Raw genomic sequence first — 26,660 nt, 5'->3', positions numbered from 1 at the left:
TTTATTTAATACTCATTTGGTACATTACCATAATTAACAGTTTTGATATCAAAACCTAATTTTTTATAGTAAACATACTTCTTACGTAAATTTTCAATAACTTTTTTATCCTGATATACAAACTCAACTAAGCTGCTTACAGACACTTTATTAGAATCGATAGGAATATCTATCAAATTAATTAACTCATCAAAACCTGATGTAATAAACATATTATCGGTTATTAAGATTGGAATACTTTTATATCGATTATATTCTCTAGTATTTATCGCGCAATGGTGCGGGATAAAAGAATCTTGTCCATCTTGCCATAATTTATCATCCAGATGTTTTGCAATACCTGTAGGCGCTAAAATTGCTATAGTCTTTTGCAAATTATATTCTTTGATAACTGCAGCAATTAAGTCATCTAACATTTGATTAATATCTTGTGTTTGTAAAACTCTAAACTCTACTTTCATAAAAATATCTTAAAATTTGATAATCAATATAAACTGAATAATCTAGTATAAAATGATTTTTTTGATCAAACAATTATAATCGCTTTAACTAACAGTTTAGCAGATAATAACAATACAATTTATAAATTATATTAGTAAAAATAGCTATTTATGCCACTAAATTAACAATAACAAAGTTGAAACAATATCTGTGAATCACAGATTCAATAATTGATTTACAATATAAAAACTGTTGATTTAATCGTTGTTTTAATACAAAAAGCTGGCTCTGAGCAGAGTTGAAACTTTTTTTTCTTAGATTGAAAAAGTCGTTGCTGAATTTATCGAAGTACTCAATGCCCTTTTGGTATTAAATCAACAATATTTTATACATTTAATTTTTGGTGAACGTAGCATTACAAGTAAATCTTTTATTATTAAAGTCTAGGTTTACAACCGCATCAACTGCAAATCCTCTAGGTCTAAGTAACAGTTGTTGATAATTATCGCCAAATAAACTCTTATAGGCATCTTGTTCATCTTGGTCTAAAATCGAAATACTGTCTTCTGAAAATCTTTTTATTCTCTTTAAAAAAAGCAGATGATTTTGGGTATCTAAATCTATTTTAAAAAAAGTTGTTGCAGATCTAGTATTCCGTGTATCTATTAATAATTGAGCCTTAACTCTTTCTACAGAATTACCCATATCATAATATGTAGCCATAATATCAGCTAGGATACCCTGATGGCAACCAAATATCGAGTGTTTATTTTTATTGAACTCGTCGCAACCTAAAAAATCTCTTATTTTATTAGTTAGCTTATCCTGCTGCTGCAGTGTTGACCTTTGTTTATCTTCTTGATCATAATTTGGACCTATGACCATTTTCTTATTACCTTTAATTATTTTTACCTGAGTCTGTCTATTAACATCCTTATAAAACTGAGCTATATCCCTATCTTCTAATTTAAAATTTCCCGATATTGTATCTGTTAGCATAATTTTTCTCTTTACTTCTGTGAGTACATAATAAGGATTTTCGTATAATGATTTAGTCCATGCAGATCTACCAACCTTGTATCTACTAGTGTCAACCTTTTGCAGTTTTTGAGCTAATTCTCTGATGAAATCTTCTGGGCTAATTCTCAGTTTAGATAGCATATCTTTAATAGCTAGACCTAAGTTATCAGGTACAACATAGGCTAGATTGTCTATATGTATTGTACGCCCTCCTCCTAAAAATTTATATTTAACATAAGTTGTCGCCTCAATACATAAATCTATTAAGAACTCCTTATTTGTAGCTTCGTAAGAAGTAGATAATTGCCTTAAATTAGAATTTATAGATATTCTACTTGATTGAGAAAGTGACCTACCTTGATTCAAAATCGAAATAGCATCTTTATTTGGGTTATTAGTCATTTGCAGTTCCTTTTAATATATCAGTTATGAAAATTTTACTGATTAGACTAACCCAAAGATGTTTACCTAATATGTATATTTTGTAAATATTTGTAACTTATACTGTAATCACCAATATTTGGCAACAGATTTAAACTCTACTTTCATCATCAATATATTTACTACAAAAGTTGAAATCAAAAAATATTAATTGTGATACTTAAATGCTGCTCTTAATTTACTAATAAATTCACCACCTAAGACAAAGAAACTAGCTACAAATATAACATCGCCACTAAATAAAATAAGCATCATAGTTAGTTGACCAACCTGTTGAACCTTATCAAATAACAGTATCATCTCAGTAATCAGAGTCGGATAAATCAAACTAGTAAAAAACATTCCTAAACCTATAACATGCCTTGTCTGACTAATAGGCTTTTGACTAGTAAATGCAGACTTAAAAACTTTTTTTATTGCTGATTTTATTGTATCCATTATTGCTCTACCTAAAAGCATCACAGACACTACAAACATCCCTTCAGCACTAATTAATAATATTGATGAAGCTGCTAGATAACTAGATGTAGATAATCCTAAAAAAGGCATAACAGCAAAAACCACTATATATGGCACAAATGATAAAATAAAAAACAATATCCCTAAATAATATTTCCAGTCTTTTTTCATAAAACTACCTATACTTAGTTAACGATGTCTGTATAGCTATTTTTAATGCTTGTTTAGCATCATTAGTACTCATACTAGGTATATCTGCTTTATCTACAACTTGTTGCGGTGCATATGGTACATGTATAAACCCAGCTATTTTATTAGGATATTTGTTGCTGAGCACTTCTAATAGGTGATACATCACATGGTTACAAACATATGTCCCAGCAGTATTAGATATATATGCTGAAATACCTTGTGCTTGGATTGCCTCTTGGATTTGATAAATTGGCAATTTAGAGAAATAAGCATTTTTACCAGTTGCTGATATTTTGATATTTTTAGGCTGATAGTTATCATTATCTGTGATCCTAGCATCATCAACATTTATCGCTACTCTCTCAATAGATATCGCAGCTCGACCACCTGCTTCCCCAACAGCAATAATGACATCAGGGTTATATTCTTTAATTAATCTGTCTAACTTATCAACAGAGCCCTTAAATGAAACTGGAAGTTGTTTTTTGATGATTTTAGCCCCATCGATATTATCAGGAAGTTGCTTAACTGCTTGCCAAGATGAATTTATCTTCTCGCCACCAAAAGCAACAAAACCTGTTATAAGTACAGTTTGTGAATTTGCTGAAATAGCAAAAGATAACAGCATAAATATACTTAGTAATATTTTCCTCATAATCAACTACTCATATAGCCCTTTGACTAAATTATCAGATTTTGTTTTATCACTTTTGGTTGTTCTTTTGATTAAATTTAGCAGCTCGTGGTAGCGATTAAAACCTTTTGCAGCATATATTGCAGCATTTAGCTCTTTTAATATGCTTTTTAACTGCGGAAATACTTCTGCAACATCAAGTAATGAAAATATTTGCTTATCAACTTGAGTATTTGCCCAGCCAATAATTGCTCTTTGTAGCTGAATATTATCTTTGTTATGACAAGCTTTTTTTATCTCTTTTAAGCCAGTAAGTTTTTGATGTAAATCAGCTTGCTTTTCATCAGCCTTTGTAGTGACTTTTTTTGTGAATCTACATTTTATAAGAAGTATAAGTGTTATAAGCCACAATATGAAAAGTCCTATTGCAACATCACGCCAAAAGGTATCTTTAACAATCTTTTGTATAATTTGTGAAGATAATGGCTGAGCATTAGCAACAAAACTAGAGCTTGGGATATTGCCTTTTTGAACATCAAAAGTTTTAGCATTTATACTAGCTATTTTTGAGTTATGATTGTCAACATCAAACCACTTAAGCTTGATTGCCGGAATAGTCGTTTTACCTTGTTTAACTGGCATGTAACCAATTTTATAGGTAGCAATACCAGTTAGTTGACTGGCTTGCTCTATATCTTGTAACTCCGGTTTCTCAGGATAGACATTAAAAGCATCAGAGGATTTGAACTCTAGCTTTGGAATATTATTACTTAAGGCACCTTTTGCTTTAATCTTGACAGTCCTAGTTAGAAGCTCGCCCTCTTTTATATTTTTGTCAGCAGACCAATTATCACTAATTTGCACATCAGCTGCTGGAAACCAATCATTGATACTTATATCATTTGGAATTGGCTTGACCTTGAAAAGTTTTGCCTCTGTCGAGAAGTATTTTACTCGAGTACCTAGCTGTCCAAAAGTATTTGGAATTGTTGCCTCTAAAACAATAGCCGGCACACGTATAGTTCCAGTAGTATTAGGAATTATCAAAAAGCTTTCTTCAACAACATCATACATCTTACCATTAATACGTTTTTGATAAGTTTTTCTATGATTGGTTTGTTTTATTTCAGAATTTTTTATATCAAATGGCTTAGGCTGCAAGCTTAAAATAGGTGTCGCATAATATAGCCTCAAAGTATATAAAACTGGCACATTAACATAAGTTTCATTAGTAGCTAATGAACCTATGGCAAACAAATCTTGATAATTACTCTCTTCCTCATTTGATAGCTCTTTATCAACTTCTATATTAATCGGTTTTGTGGTTTGGTTACCAACCTTAATTGCCGGTATTATTAGCTTACCAGTTTTATTTGGCATAAGAGTTACAACCATTTCAAATTGAGAGCTCTGCTGGCCATTTATAATAGTGGTTTTACTACTAGTGCTAGTATTATAAACAGTAAAATCTTTATCTAAAGCATCTAAGTCTGGTTGCATATCAAAGTTATCCAAATGCAACACTAGTTCAAATGTCTCACCTTTTTCAAGATGTGTTCTATCAACACTTGCTGAGACATTAGCATAACTTAGGTTCAAAATAGCTACTGATAATATAAATATACTTATTAGTTTAAATAACTTAGTTTTCACGCTTGTCTCCTATCATTCTCTGGTAGTCACGTGCAAATTTATTTTTAAGAAGTCCACCAGGATCATCATCTATCATTGATAAAAGCTTATTTGCTTCTTTATTATTAAGTTCTTTTTGGCGCTGATCGATTTTAGCTTGCTCACTCTGGTTTTGTTGATCTTGTTGATCTTGTTGATCTTGTTGATCTTGTTGATCTTGTTGATCTTGTTGGTCCTTATTATCCTTATTATCCTTATTATCCTTATTATCCTTATTATCCTTATTATCCTTATTATCCTTATTATCCTTATTATCCTTATTATCCTTATTATCCTTATTATCCTTATTATCCTTATTATCTTTATTATCTTTATTATCTTTATTATCTTTATTATCTTTATTATCTTTATTGTCTTTATTATCTTTATTATCTTTATTGTCTTTATTGTCTTTATTGTCTTTGTTGTCTTTGTTATTATTATTGTTATTTTGTGAATTCTGTTGCTGCTTTTGCTGTTTTTCTAACTCTTTAGCAATTTCTAAATTATTTTTTGCATCTTCAAAATCTGGCCTTTTTTTGATAGCTTGTTTATAAGCATCTATCGCTTTGGTGTAATCTCCCAGCTGAGTAAGTGAGTTTCCTTGATTGTATAGTCCTTTTACTGAGTTATCTTTTTTAAACTCCTCATAAGCTTTTTGATAATCCCCAGCTTTATAATAAGAAACTCCTTTCCAATTACTATTTTCAAAAGCTTGTGCAGCTTTTTTGACATCACCATTATTATAGTAATTCATTCCCTGCTGGTCTTTTGTCAACCATAAATCATCCCACTTACTTGCTAGGCAAATACTCGGCACTAGCAATAAAATAACCATTAATTTTCTTAGCGACATACTCTCTCCAAAATACCTCTTCTAAAAAGAAATACACTCAAAATAGTCACCAACCATATAAAATATATACCCTCATCTTGCCAGAAAATATTTGCTGACTGCTCTTTTGATTTTTTTGTGGTGCTTACTTGATGATCTGCTAATAAGCTTTCAATATCGCTATTATTAGCTGTTAGCGTCACTAATTTTCCAGCTCCTGCCGTTGCTAAGGCTTCAAGCTTATTTAAATCAATACCAAAGTATTGAATATTTCCTTGACCATCTTTTAAATAATTACCTTTTTCATCCTTAGCTATCCCTCCCATAGGAGTTCCTATTGCATAGACATCAGTTTTTATTCCTTGTTGTGCAAGCTGCTTTGCTTCACTTATTGCTTGTGGAGATGGTGATGAATCTGTTATTAAAATTATTTGTCCTTGCTGTGCTCCAGCTTGTTCAATTAGCTGCGCTGATTTTTTGAGAGCATTATAGATATTATGTCCTTGTACTGGGACTATATCTGTGTTAATCACAGCAACAAGGTTTTCAACAGTATTAGCGTCTGAAGTAAGTGGTGATACCACAAATGGTTCACTTGAAAAGACTATCATACCAACTTGTCCTTCTTTTATTCGACGCAAAATATCAAATATCTTATACTTAGCTCGCTCTAGCCTACTTGGTGAAACATCTGTAGTATCCATAGATTGCGAAACATCTAATGCTATAACTCTTGATGTATTTTTTTGATAAACTGGTACATCCTTGTATTTCCAAGTTGGTCCAGCCAAACTAAAGATAGCAACAATCCAAACAAACAAAAATATCAATGGTATAAGTGATTTTTTTGGCGCTGATTGCTGGCCAACTAGTATATGCTCTAGTAAATGGCTATCACAATACTTAGCCCAACCATTTGCTTGTGATGAATGCTTCAAAAGTAATATCACAAAGACCACAACAGGAACAATAGCTAAAAGCCACCAAGGTCTTAAAAAATGAAAAGCCATTTTAATATCCTCTCCTGCGTTTTAACCATATGGTTGCCATAATAAAACTCAAAAACAATGCTAGACCAAGACTCCATGGATATAAATATGTAACTGGTCTAACAACAGTTTTATCAGATTCTATTGGCTCAAGTTTATCTATCGACTCATATACTTTCTTAAGATCACTACTATTTTGTGCCCTAAAGTATTTACCTCCAGTCATTGCAGCAATTTTCTCTAAGACAGTTGTATCAAGATCCTCAGAAGTATTTATCAATCTTTGACCAAAAGTAGTCTCAACAATCATCTGACCACCACCTAAACCAATAGTATAGATTTTTATATGATACTGTTTGGCGATTTCTGCCGCCTGTAGTGGTTGTAGTGTACCAGAATTATTCTCACCATCAGTTAGCAAAATTAGTGCCTTAGAATCACCAGGATATTTTTTAAGCTTTTTAACCGCTAAGCCGATAGCATCACCAATAGCTGTCTGTGGTCCCGGTAAGGCAATACTAGCATCATCAAGCATTTTTTTGACTGTAGCAATATCAAAAGTTAATGGGGTTTGTAGATATGCTCTAGTTCCAAAAAGTATCAAACCAACCCTATCACCTTTTCGTGTATCGAGAAACTGATTAGCAACACGCATCACTAGATCAAATCTTGATTCCATTTGTCCATTAGATTTTTTCATATCTTGGATAGCCATACTTCCAGATAAATCTATCGCCATGATTAAATCTCTACCACTTTGAGGTAAACTAATCGGTTTACCTAGCCATTGGATACCTGACCCTGAGATAATCAAAAGTATCCAAATAACGCTTAGTAGATATTTAAGGTAATTTGCCCTGTTGAAATTATATTTACTAGCATTTCCAATTTGAGAGTGTAGCTGTTCAAAAAATGGTGTTTTCAAAGCTAACTGTTTATCTTGCTTTGCTCTTGGGAATAGCCAATAAGCCAAAAGCGGTAAAATAAGCAAAACTAAAAACCATGGATATTCTACATTTATCATAGAACTCTCCTTAACCACTGCTCTGCCACAGCCATAATTTCATTCAATGCCGCTCTATCTAGTTCAACTGGCTTATAGCTATTCTCAAGCATATTAGCTTTAGTATTTTTGAAATTTTGATGCTTAAGTTTTGCATCTAAAAACTCAAGCCATTGCTTACCATGCAAGGTTTTAACTGGTTCATTAGGAAACTTTTGCAAAGCCACTCTTTTTAGATATACCGAAATATCTTGTAGAACTTCTCTAGGATTTTGCTGATAAGTATTTTCGATAGTTTTTCTAAAATCATTTATTATTGAATCTTTATAGTGCTTGGTTTTTTTGCGCAAATGTAAAAATACCAAACTAACAATAATAGCCAAGAAAACTGATGCTAAAAATAACCACCACCCATAGGCTAACGGCCACCATTGAGAAACTTTCTCTGGCAAATAAATATCCTTTAATTGTGCTAAAAGATTATTAGTTTGCATAGCTAGCTATCCCATAATTTATTGTTTTAATTAAATCATCATTTGTTGCTACTTCAATAAAGCCAATTTTATTCTTACGCGAAAAATCTTTTATCGCAGTATATCTATTTTGGTATAAATCCTTATAAATACTACTTTGCTGCTTACTAGCACTATCTAGAGTAATTCTTCGCTTACCATCACTGAAATAAAAAGTATCCAAAGCTGGTAATTCTTTTTCTATGGGGTCATAACTAAAAATATTGATTACGGCATTTTTAGCACTTAAAAGCTTAAGATATTGTTTTGCCTCTTGATTAAAACTACTAAAATCGCTAATCACAATCACAACACTATTACTACGAATTTTTGCATACAGAAACTTTATTGCATCAGCAAGCTTTTTATCTGAATTTAGCTGATATTGCTTGGTATTACTAGCAACAAAATTAAACATCTTAATTAAAGCTGACTTATCTTGTTTAGCAACATAAAAGTTATAGCCTTTATCATCAAAAATAATACCACCAACTTTATCATGTGCGTCTAATGCCCCAAAGCCGAGCAAAGCTAAAATATTTGCCGCCTTAACACTCTTAAAGCATTCTTTAGTACCAAATTTCATTGTAGTATTTTGATCTAAAATAAAATAAAGGTTACGCTCACGCTCCTCATGATAAACTTTAGTGTATGGTTTACCAAGCCTTGCAGTCAAAGCCCAATGCATTAGGCGGATATCATCACCTGCTTGATAATGCCTAACCTCATCAAAATCCATACCTCGACCTTTTGCCTTAGAAATATTATTGCCAGCATTAGTGGTATTTACCCTTTGATTGGCAAATAGCTTTAGCGCTTTAGCTTGGTAGCGATAGCTTAAAAGCTCTTGGATATTAGGCTTGACACCTTTATAACTTTTCATCTAGGCTAACCTTCTACGGGATAGGCACTGCCTTTAGTAACTCGGTAATAACATCATCGCTAGTTACACCATCAACATCAGCTTCAAAAGTTAATAGTACCCTATGGCGTAGAACTTCATAAATTACCGCATGAACATCACTAGGAGAGACATAATCATTACCTGATAGCCATGCGTGTGCTCGTGCTGCTCTATCCAAAGCTATTGTACCCCTAGGACTAGAGCCAAATGCAATCCATTTTTTGAAATTTTGGTTGTATTTTGTCGGATCCCTAGTTGCTAATATTAGCTGAATAATATATTGCTCCAATGCCCCAGAAACTTGGACATTTAGCACTTCTTTTTGTGCTTTAAAGATAGTTTCTTGGTGAATATTAGGATGTTTTAGCTTATGTCCTAGTGCCTCACCGCGGCTTATAGCCAAGATTTTTGCCTCTGTTTTAGGATCTGGATATTCAATCTTAACAAACAGCATAAATCTATCTAGTTGCGCTTCAGGAAGTGGATAAGTTCCTTCTTGTTCAATAGGGTTTTGTGTTGCCATCACCATAAACAAATTAGATAGTGGGTAGGTTTTCTTGCCAACTGTTATTTGCTTCTCACCCATTGCTTCAAGAAGAGCAGATTGCACCTTAGCAGGAGCTCTATTAATCTCATCGGCAAGCAATAAATTGTGGAATAATGGCCCTGACTGAAATTCAAAGCTCTGTTGTTGTGGTATATAAATTTCTGTACCTGTCAAATCTGCAGGTAAAAGATCAGGGGTAAACTGCACCCTATGATATGAGCAATCTATACTCTCAGATAATGTCTTAATAGCTGTTGTCTTAGCTAAACCAGGTGCCCCCTCCACAAGTAGATGTCCTCCTGCTAATAATGCAATTAACAGACGCTTATTAAGGTTTTCTTGACCAACAACACGATTGTTTAAAAATTCTAATAATTCTTGAAAGTGATTATATACCGACACCGATTTCCTCCAAAATCTCAAAGCACCTTTGTAGAGTATAGGGGTTGTTATTAGTTTTTCAAGAGCTTAACTCTGTTATAGTTAATTTACAAAGGCTAAATACTATTATAAAATCTAAACATTACACTATAAATCAATTAAAACAATGAAAAAAATTAAACTTTTAGCTGCTTGTGTATTAGCTACATTTACCCTCGCTAGCTGCTCAAATAACGCTAGTCTTTCTAGTGATTTAAACTCTGCGGGTGATTCCATTGTCAGATTTGTAAATGGTACATTCTCTGCTGAAATTGATAACACTAGTTTGCAAAGCGTTTATAATGCTACGCTGCTAGCACTAAATAACAGCAATATCTATAACGTAAAGAATAATACCATTAATAGTCAATACGCTGAAATCACTGGCACCTATGCTACAGATAAAAATTTCTTTAATAAAGCTGGCGAAGACAATTTTGCTATTAGACTTGTTAAAGGTAATCAAGACACCGTTAACTTATTTATCAAGATAGGTAAGCTTGGTGATAAGCAAGCATCAGTTGATCTACTTGCAAACATCCAAACTAACTTAGGTATATAATTATCAATGTCTTTTAAAATCCCTAAAGTGTTATCTATTCAGTCACATGTGGCCTATGGCTATGCCGGCAATAAAGCAGCAGTTTTCACGATGCAAAAGCTTGGGATAGAAGTCTCACCAATATATACGGTACAGCTCTCAAACCATACCCAATATGATTTTTTTAAAGGGTCTTTCTTTAGTGCCGAAGATATCCAAAATGTTATCGATGGTATGATAGTAAATGGTTTTTTAGCGCAACAAGATGCAATCTTATCTGGATATATTGGTAATCTAGAGATTGCTAAGGTTATTGCAAATACAGTTGCAGAGCTTAAAAAAGTAAACAACCACAGTTTATATTGCTGCGACCCTGTCTTTGGGGACAAATATGATGAAAATGAAACTGGTCATATTTTTGCTTCTGCTGACCATCCTAATATTTTTTTAGAACACTTATTACCTTTAGCCGATATTATTACGCCTAATCTATTCGAGCTTAGTGTTTTAAGTAATTTTCAGATACGAGATTATGATGATATTGTAATAGCCTGTAAAAAGCTCATCAACAAAACAGGCAATCATAACCAAGTAATAATCATAACTAGTGTATCTTTTAGTAAGGATAAAACCGGTATAGGAATATATCAAAAAGGATACTTCTCATACCTTGAATCACCCAAATACAAGGTTCAATCTAAGGTTAGTGGTTCAGGTGACATTACAGCAGCAATGTTTTTAAGTTATCTGTTAAAAGGTAAAAACCTAAATGAAACTCTCAAAGCGGTGATACAGTGCTTAGATGGCATTTTTAGGGTAACTCATGATTTAAACACAGATGAGCTAGCCCTAATTCAAGCACAGGAGTATATTAGATAATGGATCGTTATAGTAAAATCACAAATGTGTATAAGTACAAAAGAGAAATTGTCCTGCTTAAAAGCCGTCCTTGTGCTTATGGCAAATGTACATTTTGTGACTATATTTTAGACAATTCTAAAAATATTGATGAGATTAATGCGATAAATTTTGAAGTTTTAGCAAACGTTACTGGTGAGTTTGGCACATTAGAAATAATCAATTCTGGTAATGTTTTTGAACTTCCACAAGCAACCAAACAGCGTATCAAAGAAATAATAAAACAAAAAAATATCAAGCTGCTTTTTGTTGAAGCACACTGGATATACAAAGACCATCTGCACAAAATTAAAGATATATTTGAGACTGCTATCTTTATAAAAACAGGCTTGGAGAGTTTTGATAATGATTTTAGAGAAAAACTCCTTAACAAAGGTTTCTATCATGATTCACCACAACAATTAAGTCAATTTTTTGACTCTGTGTGTTTATTAATAGGTGTCAAAGGACAAACCAAAGAGATTATCAAAAAAGATATCGAAATTGCTAAGAAATACTTCAAACACACTACTTTGAACCTATATGTAAATAACACTACTGCCATCAAAGCTGATGAGGAACTTAAAAGCTGGTTTTTAGAAGAATATAAACAGCTATTTCAAGATCCTCACTTTGAAATACTTGTCGATAATACTGACTTTGGTGTCGGTGCCTAAAATTCAAAGTTTGCTGTAAAAATATCTTTTAATCTGATATTCTTAATTGATATAATTAATCTTTGGAGAAAATGTTTGCAATACACTCTAAAACAAATATCTCAGCATTTAGATGCAAAAGTAATCAATGAGCCAAGTGGTGAAGTTAATATTTCAGGACTTAATTATGCTGAACAAGCAAAAGAAAATGACCTAACCCTTATTGATAAACAAGAACATATTAAACTCTGGCAAAACTCAAAAGCAGCTGCTGCTATTGTAAGTAAAAAAATCAGTAATGAATTAGCACAGGTAAATGATAAACCTCTTATTGTAGTCAATAATGCTGATTTAGCTATGGCTAAAATATTAGAACTTTTCTCTGTACCATACCCAGAACAAAACGGTATCCATGAAAAAGCTGTAATAGACCCAACTGCTAAAATTGGTAAAAATGTCTCTATTGGACCGGGTGCGTATATTGGTAAAAATGTCGAAATCGGAGATAATACTATTATCTATGCCAACGTATGTATCTACAACGATGCAAAAATTGGTACTAACTGTATTATTTGGCCAAGTGTAACAATCCGCGATAGGACTATTATAGGACATTTTTGTAGATTATACTCAAACTGCTCAATCGGCTCAGATGGTTTTGGCTATAGACCTTCTGAGGATGGTAGAACAATTATTAGAATTCCTCATATTGGTAACGTTGTTATCGGTAGCTTTGTTGATATTGGTTCAAATACTTGTATTGATAATGCTAAATACGGTTCAACTATAATTGGCGATTATACCAAAATTGATAATCTTGTTCAGATAGGCCACAATGTAACCATCGGTAAAGGTTGTATGATTTGTGGTCAAGCTGGTATTAGTGGTTCAGTAACAATCGGTGATGGCGTTATAATCGCTGGTAATGCCGGCATCAAAGATCATACAAATATTGGAAATGGCGCGCGTATTGGTGGTAAAGCCGGAGTTATGTGGGATGTTCCTGCTGGTGAAAGCCATATGGGCTACCCTGCTTACAAAGACAGTGAACTTGCTAAACAATGGATTGCGGTTAGAAAGCTCCCAGAAACAATGAAAAAACTCAAAGCTATTGCTAAAAGCCTAAACATAGAACTTTAATATACGCTTGCGTGTTTTGTCACCCCGTGGCTTGACCCATAGGATCTAATTGAATTATGTTTATGCTTTGAATAAACTATATTCTACTATCAAGTCTTAGAATGACAAATGTATCTCGGATTAGCTATATAAATATAGCTATTAAGCTTAATTCTAATTACTCAATGGTTTTTTGTTATCAACTAGCCCATAGTCAGGCAAATAACTGTAATAACAATTATCGAAATTTTAAATACAGTTTTGGCAAATACTCTGTCTGTATCTTTCCTATAAGATTGTATAGATTTATATAACCAAAATAATGCCACAAGCATACATACAATAAACGATATTAAATCTGCGCTACCAAGCAGTGTTGGCAAGCTACATGCGATTACAAACAAAACCAAGTAAAATAGCATATTTTTTTTAGTGTACGCTATACCTTTGACTAGTGGAAGCATCGGTAACTTAACTTTACTATAATCATCCATATATAGCATTGCTATAGCATAAGAATGTGGTATCTGCCAAAAAAATAGGATTAAAAATAAAGCTAAAGCATTGTAGTCCAATGTATTAATCACGGCTGTATAACCAGCTACTGGAGGAATAGCCCCAGAGATACCGCCTAATACTATAGCATGTATAGTTAAGCGTTTTGAAACTGTATAAACGCCAACATAAACTATAAAACCTATGATTATAATCCATAGTGTCAATAAGTTAACTAAGTAATATAAAACTAAACAGCTCAATATAAGCAATATAGAACCATATATCGTTGCCTGAATTATAGAGATATCTCCGGTAACCAAAGGGCGCTTTTGCGTGCGTGCCATACTACTATCAATATCCTTATCATAAATATTGTTAAAGACACAACCTGCTGCAATCATTAATGCAACACCTATTATTACATAGACAAACAAAGGCAGATATTCAAAACCTATTTCTCGATGTGTAGCTAACAAAAAACCACCGGTAAGAGTAATAAGGTTACCAAAAATAATACCTGGCTTAGCCAATTGAAGATATCTTTTGAAATACATAGCAAGAAAAATATTTTAAAAAAAGAAAATTACATCATCATGTTGTATAAGTCAAACATGATCCATATAGAACCAGCAACTACAATTAGAACTATAATAATTGCAAACACTGCGCTTACTAGGTTCCAGCGTGCTTTTGAATCTGTACTTAAATGCAAGAAAAACACTAATTGTACAAAAAGCTGTCCTACTGCTAGTACTGCCACAGCCACACACAGAGCAACTGGCGATAAAAGCTTAAAACCAACTAAAGCAAAAGCTATTGTAGTAATAACAACAGATAACACAAAACCTTGTATATAGCTTTTATGAGTACCGTATGCAGCACCTGTATCATGATCATATAAGTGTTCTTTAGCCATATTACACCGCCCCTAATAAGTAAACTATTGAGAATACAAATATCCATACGATATCTAAGAAGTGCCAAAATAATCCTAAATAAGTAAGTTTAGTCTTAGCCATAGGATTCATGCCATACTTCTTAAGCTGGAATATCATACTCACAATCCAGATAAGACCCATACTAACATGTAAACCATGAGTTCCTACCAATGTAAAAAATGATGATAAGAATGCACTTGAAGACCAAGTATGACCTTCGATAGCTAACTCATAAAACTCATGCACTTCCATTAATATGAACCCTAGACCTAAAAAGAAAGTAATCCATAAATACTTAATCACATGATTAATATTCTCAGAGTTACGGTTTAACATAGCTAAACCAAATGTAAAACTACTTATTAGTAGTAGCATTGTTTCAACAAATACATACGGTAAGCTAAATAGCTCCTGTGCACCAGGACCACCAAAAGTGTGCTTATGAAATACTGCAAATACTGCAAATAATGTCGCAAAAAGCACACAGTCACTCATAATATATATCCAAAAACCAAAAACATTCTTTGAACCATCAAAATGATGTTCGTGTTGATGATTATGTTCTGCAGTTACTGTACTCATACTTGTAACTCTCCTTGTTGATTATATCTACCCTCAACTTCTTTAACTTCATCAGCCTTGACATAGTAGTCAATATCATAATCAAATGATCTATACAATATAGTACCAATAATACCAACAACTCCTACAACAACAAGCCACCAAATATGCCAAACAGCAGCAAAACCAAACACAAAACTAAATGCTCCAATGATAACACCTACAGCTGTATTTTTTGGCATATGAATATCTTCATATTTTTTTGCAGTGGCTACAGGAATATTATCTATATTTAGACCTTTTTGTTTGTGATCCCAGTATGCATCACGCTCTTCAACTACTGGATCATGGGTGAAATTATAGAAAGGAACTGGTGAAGGGATACCCCACTCTAAAGTACGCCCATAACCCCAAGCATCAGCACCAACGCGATTTTGATCCCTTTGTTTGATACTTACAATGATTTGTAACACTTGGAAGAAAATACCTAAACCAATAATTAAAGCACCTACCCATGCAACTATAAGTAATGATTGATAGCCTGTAGATGCATCATAATGGTACAATCTTCTTGTCATACCCATAGTACCTAAGATATATAAAGGCATGAACGCCACAAAGAAGCCCACTAACCAGCACCAGAAAGCGCATTTACCTAAGCGTTCATTTAATTTGAAACCAAATATTTTCGGGAACCAGAAAGTAAGACCCGCAAACGCACCAAATACAACACCACCAATAATTACATTATGGAAGTGTGCGATTAAGAACACACTATTATGCATTTGGAAGTCAACACCCGGTACAGATAATAATACCCCTGTCATACCGCCAACTGAGAAAACTATCATAAAGCCTATTAACCACATCATAGGTGTTGCAAATGTAATACGCCCTTTATACATTGTAAACAACCAGTTGAAAATCTTAACACCTGTAGGAATTGCAATAATCATTGTCATAATTCCAAAGAAGGCATTAACATTTGCACTTGCTCCCATTGTAAAGAAGTGGTGTAACCATACAGTAAATGACAATATAGTAATAACTATACTTGCCCAAACCATTGTTGTATAACCAAATAGTGGTTTTTTAGAGAACGTTGCAGCAACTTCTGAAAAAACTCCAAACATAGGTAATACAAGAATATAAACCTCAGGATGCCCCCAAATCCAGATTAAGTTAACATACATCATTTGGTCGCCACCACCTGAAACAGTGAAGAAGTGAGTACCAAAGTATCTATCTAAAGTTAATAAACCTAAAGTCACAGTTAAAACTGGGAAAGCAGCAATCACAAGAACAACCGAACATAAAGACGCCCAAGTAAAGATAGGCATCTTCATAAGAGTCATACCCTTACAACGCATTTTGATAATAGTTACAAAGAAGTTAATACCAGTCATTAGCGAACCAATACCTGATATTTGCAGGCCCCATATGTAGTAGTCTGTACCGACTGTAGGGCTATAGGTCATTTCAGAGAATGGCGGATAAGCTAACCATCCAGCATGTGCAAAATCACCAACTAATAATGAGATGTTTATCAACATCGCGCCGACAACAAACAGCCAAAAACTCAAAGAATTCATATAAGGAAATGCAACATCTCTAGCGCCGATTTGTAGAGGAATTACCCAGTTCATTAGTGCAAATATCAGTGGCATCGCCACAAAGAAAATCATAATCACACCATGGGCAGTAAAAATTTGATCAAAATGTTCAGGGATTAGATACCCAGTACTATCGCCAGCTGCTAATGCTTGTTGCGTTCTCATCATCGCAGCATCAACAAAGCCACGAAACATCATAACCAACGCAACTATAGTATACATTGTACCTATTTTCTTATGATCGATAGTAGTAAACCACTCGCTCCATAAGTAACCCCATTTTCTAAAATATGTAATACCGCCTAATAGTGCCACACCTGCAACTACAATACCAATAAACATCGACAATATGATTAATTGTTGGCTTACCGGCTCATACAGGTATGGAAACACTAAATGTGGATTACTTAGTTTTCCAATTAATGCTTCTAGCATATTTGTCTCCTATTTAAAACTACTACTTATTATTCACACTACATACTGTGATGTGTATGCATACCCATACCAGACATATTATCCGCCATATCTCCTGGCTTATAATTTGGCATCATGTAGTACATAACAATATCGTTAAATAAGTTTTTATCAACATGAGAATAGTATGCTACTGGATTATTTATAGAATCTTTGACAAGATCGCTCCAGAAGTAATCCCATGTTAAAGACTGATGTTTACCATTTTTAACTTCTTTAACCCATTTATCAAAAACAGCCTGACTTGTAACTTTTGCATAGAATTGCATCTCAGCAAAACCTATACCAGTATAGTTTGCCGAGAAACCTCTATACTTACCTTCATGAGTTGCTATCAAGTGCAATTGTGTGGTCATACCAGTCATTGCATAAATCTGTCCTGCTAACTCTGGTATAAAGAATGAGTTCATCGGTGCTGCTGAAGTTATCTTAAAGTTGATCGGATGGTCTTTAGGAATCTCAATATAGTTAACTGTAGCAATGTCATATTCTGGATAAATAAACATCCACTTCCAATTTAGCGCCACCACATCTATCTCAACAGGCTTTTTGTCAGACTCTAAAGGCTTATACGGGCTTAACGAGTGTGTAGTTTTCCATGTAACAATTGCTAGTATCAGAATTATTATAAATGGCACACCCCAACAAATTATTTCTAATTTATTACTATGGCTCCAAGTCGGACGATACTCCGCATTAGCACCATCACGATACTTCCAAGCAAACCAAAGCGTCAAGATTATAACCGGCACAACTACAAAAAGCATAAGAACAATTGCAAAGATAAGCAATTGTTTTTCTTGTGCTGTAATAACACCCATCGGATTCCAAATGCCGCCCTTACAACCAGATAAAGACAAAACTCCGATTACACTAGACAATATTATCAAGTATTTTTTCCAGTTCATTGTGAATACATTCCCTTTTAATTTACAATTAAAATATAACGTTTATATCTAAACATACATTTCACTAAACTAGTACATTATATATAACATACCTAAAAAAAAAAATATCCTCGTAGGAATTTATGTTTAATTATAAAATTGTATTGATTATACTCATGGATACCTTGTTAAAAACAATCTAAATAATGTACAACAACGAACTTAAAACAACAATAAATATATCGCTAATATATAGTTTTAGAATGATTGGTCTATTTATAATCTTTCCTATTTTTAGTTTATATATCAATCATCTAGGGTATGCCACGCCATTTTTAATAGGCCTAGCACTTGGGGTATACGGACTAAGCCAAGCTATGCTACAAATTGTACTAAGTATCTTATCAGATAAATTTGGACGCAAACCAATTATATTTGTAGGATTAATACTTTTCATAATTGGTAGTATAGTTGCTGCCTGCTCAACTACTATATATGGCATAATTATTGGTCGCGCAATCCAAGGAGCTGGCGCTATAGGTAGTACCTTAACTGCTCTAGTGGCTGACTCAACTAAAGAAGAAAACCGCCTCAAAGCGATGTCTTTAATAGGTATGTCGATTGGTTTTTCTTTTTTAGTAGCAATGATGTTTAGCTCTATACTAAATAGCCTTATAGGGCTATCAGGAATTTTTTGGCTTACTGCAGTATTTGGTGCAATAAGTATTTTTATGCTTACAAAAATCCCTACACCAAAAGCACCAAGCTTCCACCATGAAGCAAAACCAGTTTTTAGGCTTATCAAAGATGTAATTTCTCACAAGGAACTACTTAAACTTAACTATGGCATATTCACTCTTCATGCCACCCTGACAGCACTGTTTATAGTAATTCCACCAATTCTGACAAATATTCTTAACATAGCTGCTGACTATCAGTGGTTAGTTTATTTGCCAGTTTTAATTATCTCATTTAGCATAATGTTCCCTTTTGTAATGATTGCCGAAGTACAACACAAAATGAAAAAGTTTTTTGTTATTGCTGTAGCACTACTAGGGATATGTCTAGCATTTTTAGTAGTTAGCTACAAACATACGTTCTTACTAGCAGCCATCCTGACATTTTTCTTTGCTGCGTTTACATTTCTAGAATCTTGTTTGCCTTCATGGGTATCAAAAATAGCTCCAATTGGTAGTAAAGGTACAGCCATGGGAGTATTCTCTAGCTGCCAATTTTTTGGTATTTTTATCGGTGGTATGATTGGTGGTATTGCTTATCATCACTTTGGTATTGCCGGTGTGCTTATATTCTGCACAGTGATATCAGCATCTTGGTTTATAATAAGCTTGATAATGGCCGAGCCAACTTATTTAAATTCAAAAGTTTATAAGTTAGATAAACTAATGCCTGAGTTAGAAGAAAAGCTAAATCAAATACTCAACAAGCAAAAAGGTATATATGAATCAACAATCTGTTTAGAGGAAAATGCTATTTATATCAAAGTCGATAAAAAAGAGTTTGATGAAAAAGATCTTCTTGAAAAAATTAATTTAAATAATGCTAGGAAAAATTAGGAGATTTATTCTACAACATAGTAGACTTTGCCTTTTCAACACACATCCATATTCTTGTCCATAAGAGTATTACTTTTAATATTATCAATTAATATTAAATAACATATATTATAAAAACTCTCAGGAGTTTCGCACTTTATGGGCGTGTTGAAAACTAGCCATATATAGAATAATATTTGTTAAAATATAGTTATATTAATTTTCATATGCTTATCTGATGAATCAACTAGAGATGATAAGTCTTAATGACTTAGTACCGAGAAATCATATATATCGTAAGTTTGTATCGATTTGGAATTTTAAAAATGTTGCTAAGAAATTAAAAAAGTTTGAAAAAGATAACCCTTATAAAGGTTATGGAATGCTACGTTTATTTAAATGTTTGCTATTACAATTTATGGAAGATCTTAGCGATAGAGAATTAGAGAAATATCTACAAGAAAATAACGCAGCAAAATGGTTTTGTGAATTTACATTATTAGAAAAAACTCCCGATCATAGTGTATTTTGTAAATTTAGAAAGAATATAGGTACTCGTTTTATATCGGAAATTTTTAATGATTTAAGAAAGCAATTAAAACAACAAGGATTTATCAATGAAGTCTTTAGTTTTGTTGATGCTAGTCACTTAATAGCTAAAGCTAATCTTTGGAAAGAAAGAGATAAAGCTATCAAAGAGAAATATGAAAAGTTAAATAATGAAATACTTCCTAAAGTAGCTATAGATAAGCAAGCACGTATAGGCTGTAAAGGTAAAGATAAATTTTGGTATGGTTATAAGAAACATACTAGTGTAGATATGCAGAGTGGACTGATTAATAAAGTAGCTGTGACACCTGCCAACGTTACAGATGCAAAGGGTATAAAATATGTTTGCCCTGATGGTGGTGCGATTTATGCTGATAAGGGATACTGTACAAAATATGCTAACAAAACTGCCAGGGATAACTGTTGTGACCTTAAAGCCATAAAGAAGAATAATATGCTTGGTAAAAATCATGATCAAGACAGTTGGTTTAGTGCTATACGTTCACCTTATGAAAGAGTGTTTGCTCATCAGGATAAACGTGTTAGATATAGAGGAGTTTCAAAAAATCACTTTGCTGAACTGATGAAATCTATTTGCTTCAATCTTAAGCGACTTGTAGTGCTTGACCCACTCAATTTGTGCTTGAACTAGGATAAGTGTATCCAAATATCAGAAATATTAATAAAACATAAAGAAAAACTTTAGAATAGTGGCCTAAGATGCACAGCGTTAAAGAATTAAGCTTTAAACACACAAATTGGGTAAGCTTTCAACAGCCCCTTTATGTAAAATTTAGTTTAGTTGCGATAGCATCAGTAATTCCATGCTTGATAACTTCCCATTTTTGCTGATATATTGTTACTTGATTTTTAAGCCTTTGTTTATGTAATACCAATCCAAATACATGATTAGGTAAACATCCATTTTCTAGAGCAGATAGATTTCACCAATTCAGCATTAGATGAAAAATGATTCCATGCAATAGTTAATTTTTCAAGAATGTCATTGTAACTGTCAAAGCAAATATTTGATAGATAGTTATTTTTCATCCATTCCCATACCTGCTCCATAGGGTTAAGTTCAGGAGAGTATGGAGGTAATGGTATCAAAGTAATATTTTTTGGTATATCTAATTGCTTTGAGGTGTGCCAGCCTGCATTATCTACAACCAAAGCTATATGTCGACCAGCAGCAATATGATTTGATAATTGATTTAAGTAGGTTTGCATAGCAATTGTATTTGCAGTTGGAAGTATCAATCCAAAACTATCTCTAGACTTTGCACATGCTGCACCATAGATATATGTAGAGATAAACTGTCCCTGCTTAACCTTGCGTGGCCTTGTTCCCGTTGGAGCCCATATTCTTGTTAAGCTACCTTGCTGACCAACTCTTGACTCATCTTGAACCCATATATCTACCGTAGATATATCAACATTCTCTGGGATTAATTTTCTGACATAACTTTCAAAGTTTTTTTATATAATTCTTGAACTTCTATGTCTGATCTTGGATGCTTAGATCTACAGCTTATCCAGCTAAGATTTAAGCTATGTAGGGTGTTGTATATAGTTTGCAAACAACATTCTATAGCAAAATGCTGTTTTACTAAACATAATAATTGTTTACCTGTAATACTACCTCCAACCTGATTACTATATAAGGTTTTCATGAAATTAGAAATCCAAACCTTAACTTCCTCCGTTATTTTAGGTGGTTTATATTTTGTGGTTTTCACATATAAGCCAGATATGCCATATTTTCTAAAGTTCTGTAGCCATGTTTGTATAGTTTTCCAGGGTGTTTTTAAAACTTTACCAGTATCTTGCAAACTCATTCCATCTTTTATATTTGACATTGCTAGCAGCCTTACCTTGTTTTTATGGTTTGACTCTTTTTTTGATAGGCCAGCATAATCGTACTTGTCAAAATCTAATGGTAACTTAATAGGTCTAGGCATGGGTATTATTAAATAGTTATCTTAATTACATTATAACATAAGTATGAGAATGTTTTTTGATTGGTATAACTCAACTGTACATTTATGTCGTGACAATAGATCTTCTCTTAGTATGTATTTAGCTTAAATATAGCACATATCTAAGCTAATAAGTGCGAAACTCCTGACTCTATTAATTTTGATACAAGAAATACTTTTGAGAAAATAAATATTCTAATTTGATTCTATAATTATACAAATCCTTAATATCTCAACCAAATATATTATAGTTGCTTATAATTAGGCATTTTAGGTTTATCCTTCTTAAGCAGAAAATATAATATTGGACAAGAATATAAAACTAAAATAGAACCAAAAACTATTCCCGTCACTAAAACTGTTGCAATTTGAAATCTACTATTAGCATAATTCCCATTATCAAAAAATAGAGAAATTAATCCTATTGACATAGCTAATGAAGTTATCATAATAGCTCTAATTCTAGACTTTGAACCACTTATAATAGAGTTTATAAGACTAAACCCAGATTTTTGGCAGCTATCTATTGCACTACATAATAAAACACAATGTTTTGTCATTAAACCCATTAGAGTAACCAAAGATAAAGTCGTATAAATATTGAAACTACCAGCTATTAAATATAATCCCCATAAACTAAAACTTATACAAACAGGCACGCTACCTAAAATTATAATAGGCATTAGGAAATTATTAAATCTAGCATACATTAATAAATAAAGACCAATTAGTGCCACTAATATGAACAAAGTAAAAAACTCTGATAATTCTATTAAAGTTTTTGTTTTTTCAGAATATGAAATACTTGAACTATCAGGTAAATTATCATTTATTTCTTCAATAAAGTTGATAGCTTGGTTTAGATTAACATTCGGTTTAGTAACTGCATGCGCATTTAAAGAAAACTGTTCGTTAAACCTAAAAATACTACTAGGAGCACTTGATTTAAAAACATCACAAACTTGTCTGAGTTGTACGTTACTTTCACCATCCTTTTGATTTTTTATACTAATTGATTCTATCTTAGCCAAATCTTTTGAGGCATTATCATCTAATCTAAATACTATATCATAAACATTATTTCCTTCTTCAAAAACCTCTATTTTACGTTGATTAAGAAATATATCCAAAAGATCAGCAAAATCTTTTTCTGTTATCCCATATTTAAATAATTTGTTTTTATTACAATTTACTCCAATATCTTGGACGCTCCCTGGTGAAATTGTATAAAAATCATCAAAAGTACTAATCATTTTCTCACTAATAATAGATGCAACTGTCTGTAGATTTTTTGGAGATTTGGGATTATTAATGTAAAAATCCAACTCATAAAACCCTAATACACTTCCAGCGTTTTTACTCTGAGCAATTTTAGTAGAAACATCTCCACCAACAGAAATTTTAGCTAACTTATTATTTATATTATCTAGAGTTTCTTCAGATCTTGATCGATCCCGCAAAGTTAACCAAATTGTTGAAAGAGGTGATTCCTCTATCATTAAAGAAGATTTAATATTATAATCTGTTTTTATAATATTAAATATTTTTTGCATATATGTATGAATGTATTTTAAACTTGTATTTGGTGAAAAAGTATTCTCTATAATAATCATATCTTTTTTTTCAAATGGCTCAACTTCAATTCTCAATTTTGTTTTTGCGAAATAGAATCCCAAAAATGTAATTACAAAAATCATGAGTATGAATAACAATGGCTTTCTTATAGTTTTTATCAAAGTTTTTACATATAATTTAGTTATACTCTTGAATAATGTATTAATAACTTTAATTAAAAAATTATGTTTTGATCTTTTTGCTAATTTTAAGAAAAGCACGGGGGTTAAAGTAAAAGCCACTAGAAATGATATAAGCATTGAAGATACAATTGTTAAAGCAAATTCTTGTAAAATTCTTCCTATTTCTCCCTCCATAAATATACACGGTATATATATGACAACCAATGTCAACATCAATATTAGCACCGAAATAAATAAATTTGAAATAGCTTTGCTTATACTCTCAAGTGCATTATTATTTTTATTGTAATAATGCTCTGCATTTTCTGTAACAACTATTGAATCATCAACAACTAAACCAATAGCTAATATCATCGCAAGCATAGTAACGTTATTAATTGTATAACCAAATAAATAAAGCGCTATAAAGCTCCCTGATAAAGACACTGGTATAGCAAGTATAGCTATTGACGAATAGCGCAAAGAACCAATCAAAAAATATACTATCACTGATACTAATATAATTGCTTCTATTAAAGTATGAGTAGTATCATTAAAAGCTTTCAATACATCCTTACTCTCATCAATAATTATTTCAAACTTTATATCACTATTTGTTTTTGAGTAATTTTTAATGAATTTATTTATATTTTTTGAGAAATCTACGGGATTAAAACCATTTTTAACAAAAAGCCCTAGTAATACGACCTTCTTTCCATTTCCATAGGCAAAACTAGACTCCTCTTTGTTTTTTAGCTCTATTTTAGCTATATTTTTTAGTTTAACTGCTACTCCATTACTATCAATTTCAATATTATCAAAATCTTCTACAAGATTGACAAACTTGTTAAAAGAAATATACTCAGTTTTATAATTATTAGACACTTTACCACCAGAAAAATTAGAGTTTGCTTGTGACAGATCAGCTACCAACTGATCAATAGATATGTCATATTTAAATATCCTATCGAGTAAAGCACTAATATAAAGTGTTTTTTCTTTATTTCCAAAAACAAGAGCTTTAGAGTAACCATCTACATATTTTAATTTTTGTTTTATATCAACAACCCGAGAATTTGATATTTCTTTTCCGCTATCAGAGTATAGAGATACATATATGACTGGTTTAGATAAAAAGCTATCAGTTGAAACTATAGGCTCTTTAGTACCATCAGGTAATATACTCTTATTCTTAGAAATTAAGTCTCTAACCGCATTAACTGAGCTTTGAATAGGTTTACTAGGTTTAATATTTAGTTCTATTTTACTTTCACCAATTTCACTAAACGAACTAATTGATTCAAGGCCATCTACAGTAGATAAAATTTCCTCCATTGGTTTTGTGATTTGTTTTTCAATAAGCTGGGCTTTTACTCCTGGATTATTAATTGTCACATATATACTTGACACTGGTAATTCAGGGATCAATTTAATTTTTAACTTCGAATAACAATATACACCGAGCAAACATATAATTAGATTAATTACAAGGAAAACACTTCCATGTTGTAACAACCTTGAAATTCTCATCACTTTTCTAAACTCACTTTAGCAGTTGGATATAACCTTCTACTACTAGCAATAATAACTTTATCATTTTTACCTAACGAGGATGATATTTGTAAGTAGTCATTGTAAGCCTTATTTACTTCTACAAAAACTTTTTCTGCAGTGCCATCATTATATTTGTACACAAAATATCGTTCATCATCCATAAATACAGCTTGCTTAGGCACTAACATCATTTTATTTTCATCTAAGAAAAATACTCTGATTTTGACAAATAAACCAGGAAGTAATTCTCTACCAGCATTAGATACTACACCTTCAATGTGTACTGAATGGCTACCATCTTTCGAGATTTCAGAAGATTCAAAGGCGTCTACATTAATCAATTTATCTATAGACTGAACATATGCCTCAATAATAGCTTCTTTACTATTTTTAAATTTTCTATAATCATCCTCTTCCATATCGAAAGATATTCTAATTTTGTCAATATTATCTATAGTAGCAATCTTATCTTTAGTAGTTATATATTCGCCTTCAGATACCAATTTAGATTCTACTATACCATTCGTAGGCGACAATATATAACTTTTTTCTTTTTCATCTAAAAGTTCATAATACTTTTGTTTATTATTCAAATAATCTAATCTAAATTTACTATATTCAAGGTGGCTAGCAGCACCTTTCTCTACCAACTTTCTCATTGCTTCAGCTTGTTTATATTTAGTTTCGTATATTTCTTTTTGTATTTGTATTTTAGAATCAACTAATTCCGTGTCAAAAGATAATAATAAATCTCCCTTCTTCACAAAAGTCCCAAGGGAAAAAGTAATATTTTGAACTACTCCTGATGATTTAGCTTTTATAGTAAACACCTCATAAGCACTAGTTTTTCCAAATAAATCTAATTCATGATATGAGTCTTGTTCTTTAAGGCTCTCAACTTCAACAACTATCGGTAATTTATTTTTAAAATTCCCTCTCTCTTTTATAGCTGTAACATGATCTGACTTTTTAATATAAAAAAATACAGATGCTAGAATAATTACACCAATAAAAGTAATACTAATTTTTTTTCCCAT

General features: G+C 32.2%; 26 protein-coding genes. 6 read left to right on the top strand and 20 right to left on the bottom strand.

The window, feature by feature from the left end; translation table 11 throughout:
* Positions 1 to 5: 5 nt before the first annotated feature.
* The 11 genes from CGC45_RS00975 to CGC45_RS00925 all read right to left on the bottom strand — a co-directional run bounded on the left by CGC45_RS00975 (position 6) and on the right by CGC45_RS00925 (position 10,050).
* Positions 6 to 461, bottom strand: a complete 456-nt coding sequence (locus CGC45_RS00975) for a DNA polymerase III subunit chi (protein ID WP_071628555.1) — start codon at positions 459 to 461, stop codon at positions 6 to 8.
* Between the two features lie 373 nt (positions 462 to 834).
* Positions 835 to 1,863 (bottom strand): hypothetical protein, encoded by a 1,029-nt coding sequence (locus CGC45_RS00970; RefSeq protein ID WP_071628554.1) that lies wholly within the window; start codon positions 1,861 to 1,863, stop codon positions 835 to 837.
* Positions 1,864 to 2,049: 186 nt separating this feature from the next.
* Entirely contained in the window at positions 2,050 to 2,532 is a 483-nt protein-coding gene (locus CGC45_RS00965) for a transporter suffix domain-containing protein (RefSeq protein WP_071628553.1), read from the bottom strand.
* A gap of 4 nt (positions 2,533 to 2,536) precedes the next feature.
* The gene (pcp, locus tag CGC45_RS00960; protein WP_071628552.1) at positions 2,537 to 3,208 is read right to left on the bottom strand and encodes a pyroglutamyl-peptidase I; all 672 of its coding nucleotides are present in this window, start codon (positions 3,206 to 3,208) and stop codon (positions 2,537 to 2,539) included.
* 6 nt (positions 3,209 to 3,214) lie between these two features.
* Positions 3,215 to 4,840: a BatD family protein gene (locus CGC45_RS00955; protein WP_071628551.1), complete on the bottom strand. Its 1,626-nt coding sequence runs from the start codon at positions 4,838 to 4,840 to the stop codon at positions 3,215 to 3,217.
* A complete protein-coding gene (locus CGC45_RS00950; RefSeq protein WP_114702006.1) occupies positions 4,830 to 5,714 on the bottom strand; it encodes a tetratricopeptide repeat protein in 885 nt (294 codons plus the stop codon). The genes CGC45_RS00955 and CGC45_RS00950 overlap by 11 nt, the downstream gene beginning before the upstream one ends.
* Positions 5,705 to 6,703, bottom strand: coding sequence for a vWA domain-containing protein (locus CGC45_RS00945; RefSeq protein WP_071628550.1), 999 nt, complete (start codon positions 6,701 to 6,703; stop codon positions 5,705 to 5,707). Before CGC45_RS00945 ends, CGC45_RS00950 begins: the two co-directional genes overlap by 10 nt.
* A gap of 1 nt (position 6,704) precedes the next feature.
* Entirely contained in the window at positions 6,705 to 7,706 is a 1,002-nt protein-coding gene (locus CGC45_RS00940; protein WP_071628549.1) for a vWA domain-containing protein, read from the bottom strand.
* Positions 7,703 to 8,179, bottom strand: coding sequence for a DUF4381 domain-containing protein (locus CGC45_RS00935; RefSeq protein WP_071628548.1), 477 nt, complete (start codon positions 8,177 to 8,179; stop codon positions 7,703 to 7,705). The genes CGC45_RS00940 and CGC45_RS00935 overlap by 4 nt, the downstream gene beginning before the upstream one ends.
* Complete coding sequence (locus CGC45_RS00930) at positions 8,169 to 9,080, bottom strand: DUF58 domain-containing protein (RefSeq protein WP_071628547.1); 912 nt, start codon at positions 9,078 to 9,080, stop codon at positions 8,169 to 8,171. The genes CGC45_RS00935 and CGC45_RS00930 overlap by 11 nt, the downstream gene beginning before the upstream one ends.
* Before the next feature lie 13 nt (positions 9,081 to 9,093).
* Positions 9,094 to 10,050: an AAA family ATPase gene (locus tag CGC45_RS00925; protein ID WP_071628546.1), complete on the bottom strand. Its 957-nt coding sequence runs from the start codon at positions 10,048 to 10,050 to the stop codon at positions 9,094 to 9,096.
* Positions 10,051 to 10,195: 145 nt separating this feature from the next.
* Between CGC45_RS00925 and CGC45_RS00920 the strand changes: the two genes are divergently transcribed.
* The 4 genes from CGC45_RS00920 (at position 10,196) to lpxD (ending at position 13,302) form a co-directional block, all read left to right on the top strand.
* Entirely contained in the window at positions 10,196 to 10,630 is a 435-nt protein-coding gene (locus tag CGC45_RS00920; protein ID WP_071628545.1) for a DUF3568 family protein, read from the top strand.
* Positions 10,631 to 10,636: 6 nt separating this feature from the next.
* Positions 10,637 to 11,488, top strand: coding sequence for a pyridoxal kinase (gene pdxY / locus CGC45_RS00915; protein ID WP_071628544.1), 852 nt, complete (start codon positions 10,637 to 10,639; stop codon positions 11,486 to 11,488).
* On the top strand, positions 11,488 to 12,183 hold the full coding sequence (locus tag CGC45_RS00910; RefSeq protein WP_071628543.1) for a radical SAM protein: 696 nt from the start codon (positions 11,488 to 11,490) through the stop codon (positions 12,181 to 12,183). The genes pdxY and CGC45_RS00910 overlap by 1 nt, the downstream gene beginning before the upstream one ends.
* A gap of 75 nt (positions 12,184 to 12,258) precedes the next feature.
* Complete coding sequence (gene lpxD / locus CGC45_RS00905; RefSeq protein WP_071628542.1) at positions 12,259 to 13,302, top strand: UDP-3-O-(3-hydroxymyristoyl)glucosamine N-acyltransferase; 1,044 nt, start codon at positions 12,259 to 12,261, stop codon at positions 13,300 to 13,302.
* A 182-nt stretch (positions 13,303 to 13,484) separates the two neighbouring features.
* On the opposite strand, the gene cyoE is transcribed toward lpxD, so the two are convergent.
* Genes cyoE through cyoA form a run of 5 tightly spaced genes read right to left on the bottom strand, consistent with a single transcriptional unit; the run spans position 13,485 to position 18,273 of the window.
* Positions 13,485 to 14,333, bottom strand: a complete 849-nt coding sequence (gene cyoE / locus CGC45_RS00900; RefSeq protein WP_071628541.1) for a heme o synthase — start codon at positions 14,331 to 14,333, stop codon at positions 13,485 to 13,487.
* A 29-nt stretch (positions 14,334 to 14,362) separates the two neighbouring features.
* On the bottom strand, positions 14,363 to 14,695 hold the full coding sequence (gene cyoD / locus CGC45_RS00895; RefSeq protein WP_071628540.1) for a cytochrome o ubiquinol oxidase subunit IV: 333 nt from the start codon (positions 14,693 to 14,695) through the stop codon (positions 14,363 to 14,365).
* Between the two features lies 1 nt (position 14,696).
* Positions 14,697 to 15,299: a cytochrome o ubiquinol oxidase subunit III gene (gene cyoC, locus CGC45_RS00890; protein WP_071628539.1), complete on the bottom strand. Its 603-nt coding sequence runs from the start codon at positions 15,297 to 15,299 to the stop codon at positions 14,697 to 14,699.
* A complete protein-coding gene (gene cyoB / locus CGC45_RS00885; RefSeq protein ID WP_071628538.1) occupies positions 15,296 to 17,326 on the bottom strand; it encodes a cytochrome o ubiquinol oxidase subunit I in 2,031 nt (676 codons plus the stop codon). Before cyoB ends, cyoC begins: the two co-directional genes overlap by 4 nt.
* Positions 17,327 to 17,364: 38 nt before the next feature.
* The gene (gene cyoA, locus CGC45_RS00880; protein WP_071628537.1) at positions 17,365 to 18,273 is read right to left on the bottom strand and encodes a ubiquinol oxidase subunit II; all 909 of its coding nucleotides are present in this window, start codon (positions 18,271 to 18,273) and stop codon (positions 17,365 to 17,367) included.
* A gap of 185 nt (positions 18,274 to 18,458) precedes the next feature.
* Here cyoA and CGC45_RS00875 point away from each other — a divergent pair, with 185 nt between their 5' ends.
* On the top strand, positions 18,459 to 19,826 hold the full coding sequence (locus CGC45_RS00875) for an MFS transporter (RefSeq protein ID WP_071628536.1): 1,368 nt from the start codon (positions 18,459 to 18,461) through the stop codon (positions 19,824 to 19,826).
* A gap of 217 nt (positions 19,827 to 20,043) precedes the next feature.
* The gene (locus tag CGC45_RS00870; RefSeq protein WP_071628504.1) at positions 20,044 to 21,006 is read left to right on the top strand and encodes a transposase; all 963 of its coding nucleotides are present in this window, start codon (positions 20,044 to 20,046) and stop codon (positions 21,004 to 21,006) included.
* Between the two features lie 257 nt (positions 21,007 to 21,263).
* On the opposite strand, the gene CGC45_RS00865 is transcribed toward CGC45_RS00870, so the two are convergent.
* The 4 genes from CGC45_RS00865 to CGC45_RS00850 form a co-directional block, all read right to left on the bottom strand.
* Positions 21,264 to 21,770, bottom strand: a complete 507-nt coding sequence (locus CGC45_RS00865; protein WP_232310110.1) for an IS630 family transposase — start codon at positions 21,768 to 21,770, stop codon at positions 21,264 to 21,266.
* Between the two features lie 32 nt (positions 21,771 to 21,802).
* Entirely contained in the window at positions 21,803 to 22,315 is a 513-nt protein-coding gene (locus CGC45_RS00860) for a helix-turn-helix domain-containing protein (protein ID WP_071628534.1), read from the bottom strand.
* 263 nt (positions 22,316 to 22,578) lie between these two features.
* On the bottom strand, positions 22,579 to 25,599 hold the full coding sequence (locus CGC45_RS00855; protein WP_071628533.1) for an efflux RND transporter permease subunit: 3,021 nt from the start codon (positions 25,597 to 25,599) through the stop codon (positions 22,579 to 22,581).
* Positions 25,599 to 26,660, bottom strand: coding sequence for an efflux RND transporter periplasmic adaptor subunit (locus CGC45_RS00850; RefSeq protein ID WP_071628532.1), 1,062 nt, complete (start codon positions 26,658 to 26,660; stop codon positions 25,599 to 25,601). Before CGC45_RS00850 ends, CGC45_RS00855 begins: the two co-directional genes overlap by 1 nt.

Source organism: Francisella opportunistica (genome assembly GCF_003347135.1).
In the GTDB taxonomy this organism is placed as follows: domain Bacteria; phylum Pseudomonadota; class Gammaproteobacteria; order Francisellales; family Francisellaceae; genus Francisella; species Francisella opportunistica.
Note: the sequence above shows the minus strand (reverse complement) of the source record. Positions and strands in the feature narration are given on the sequence as shown.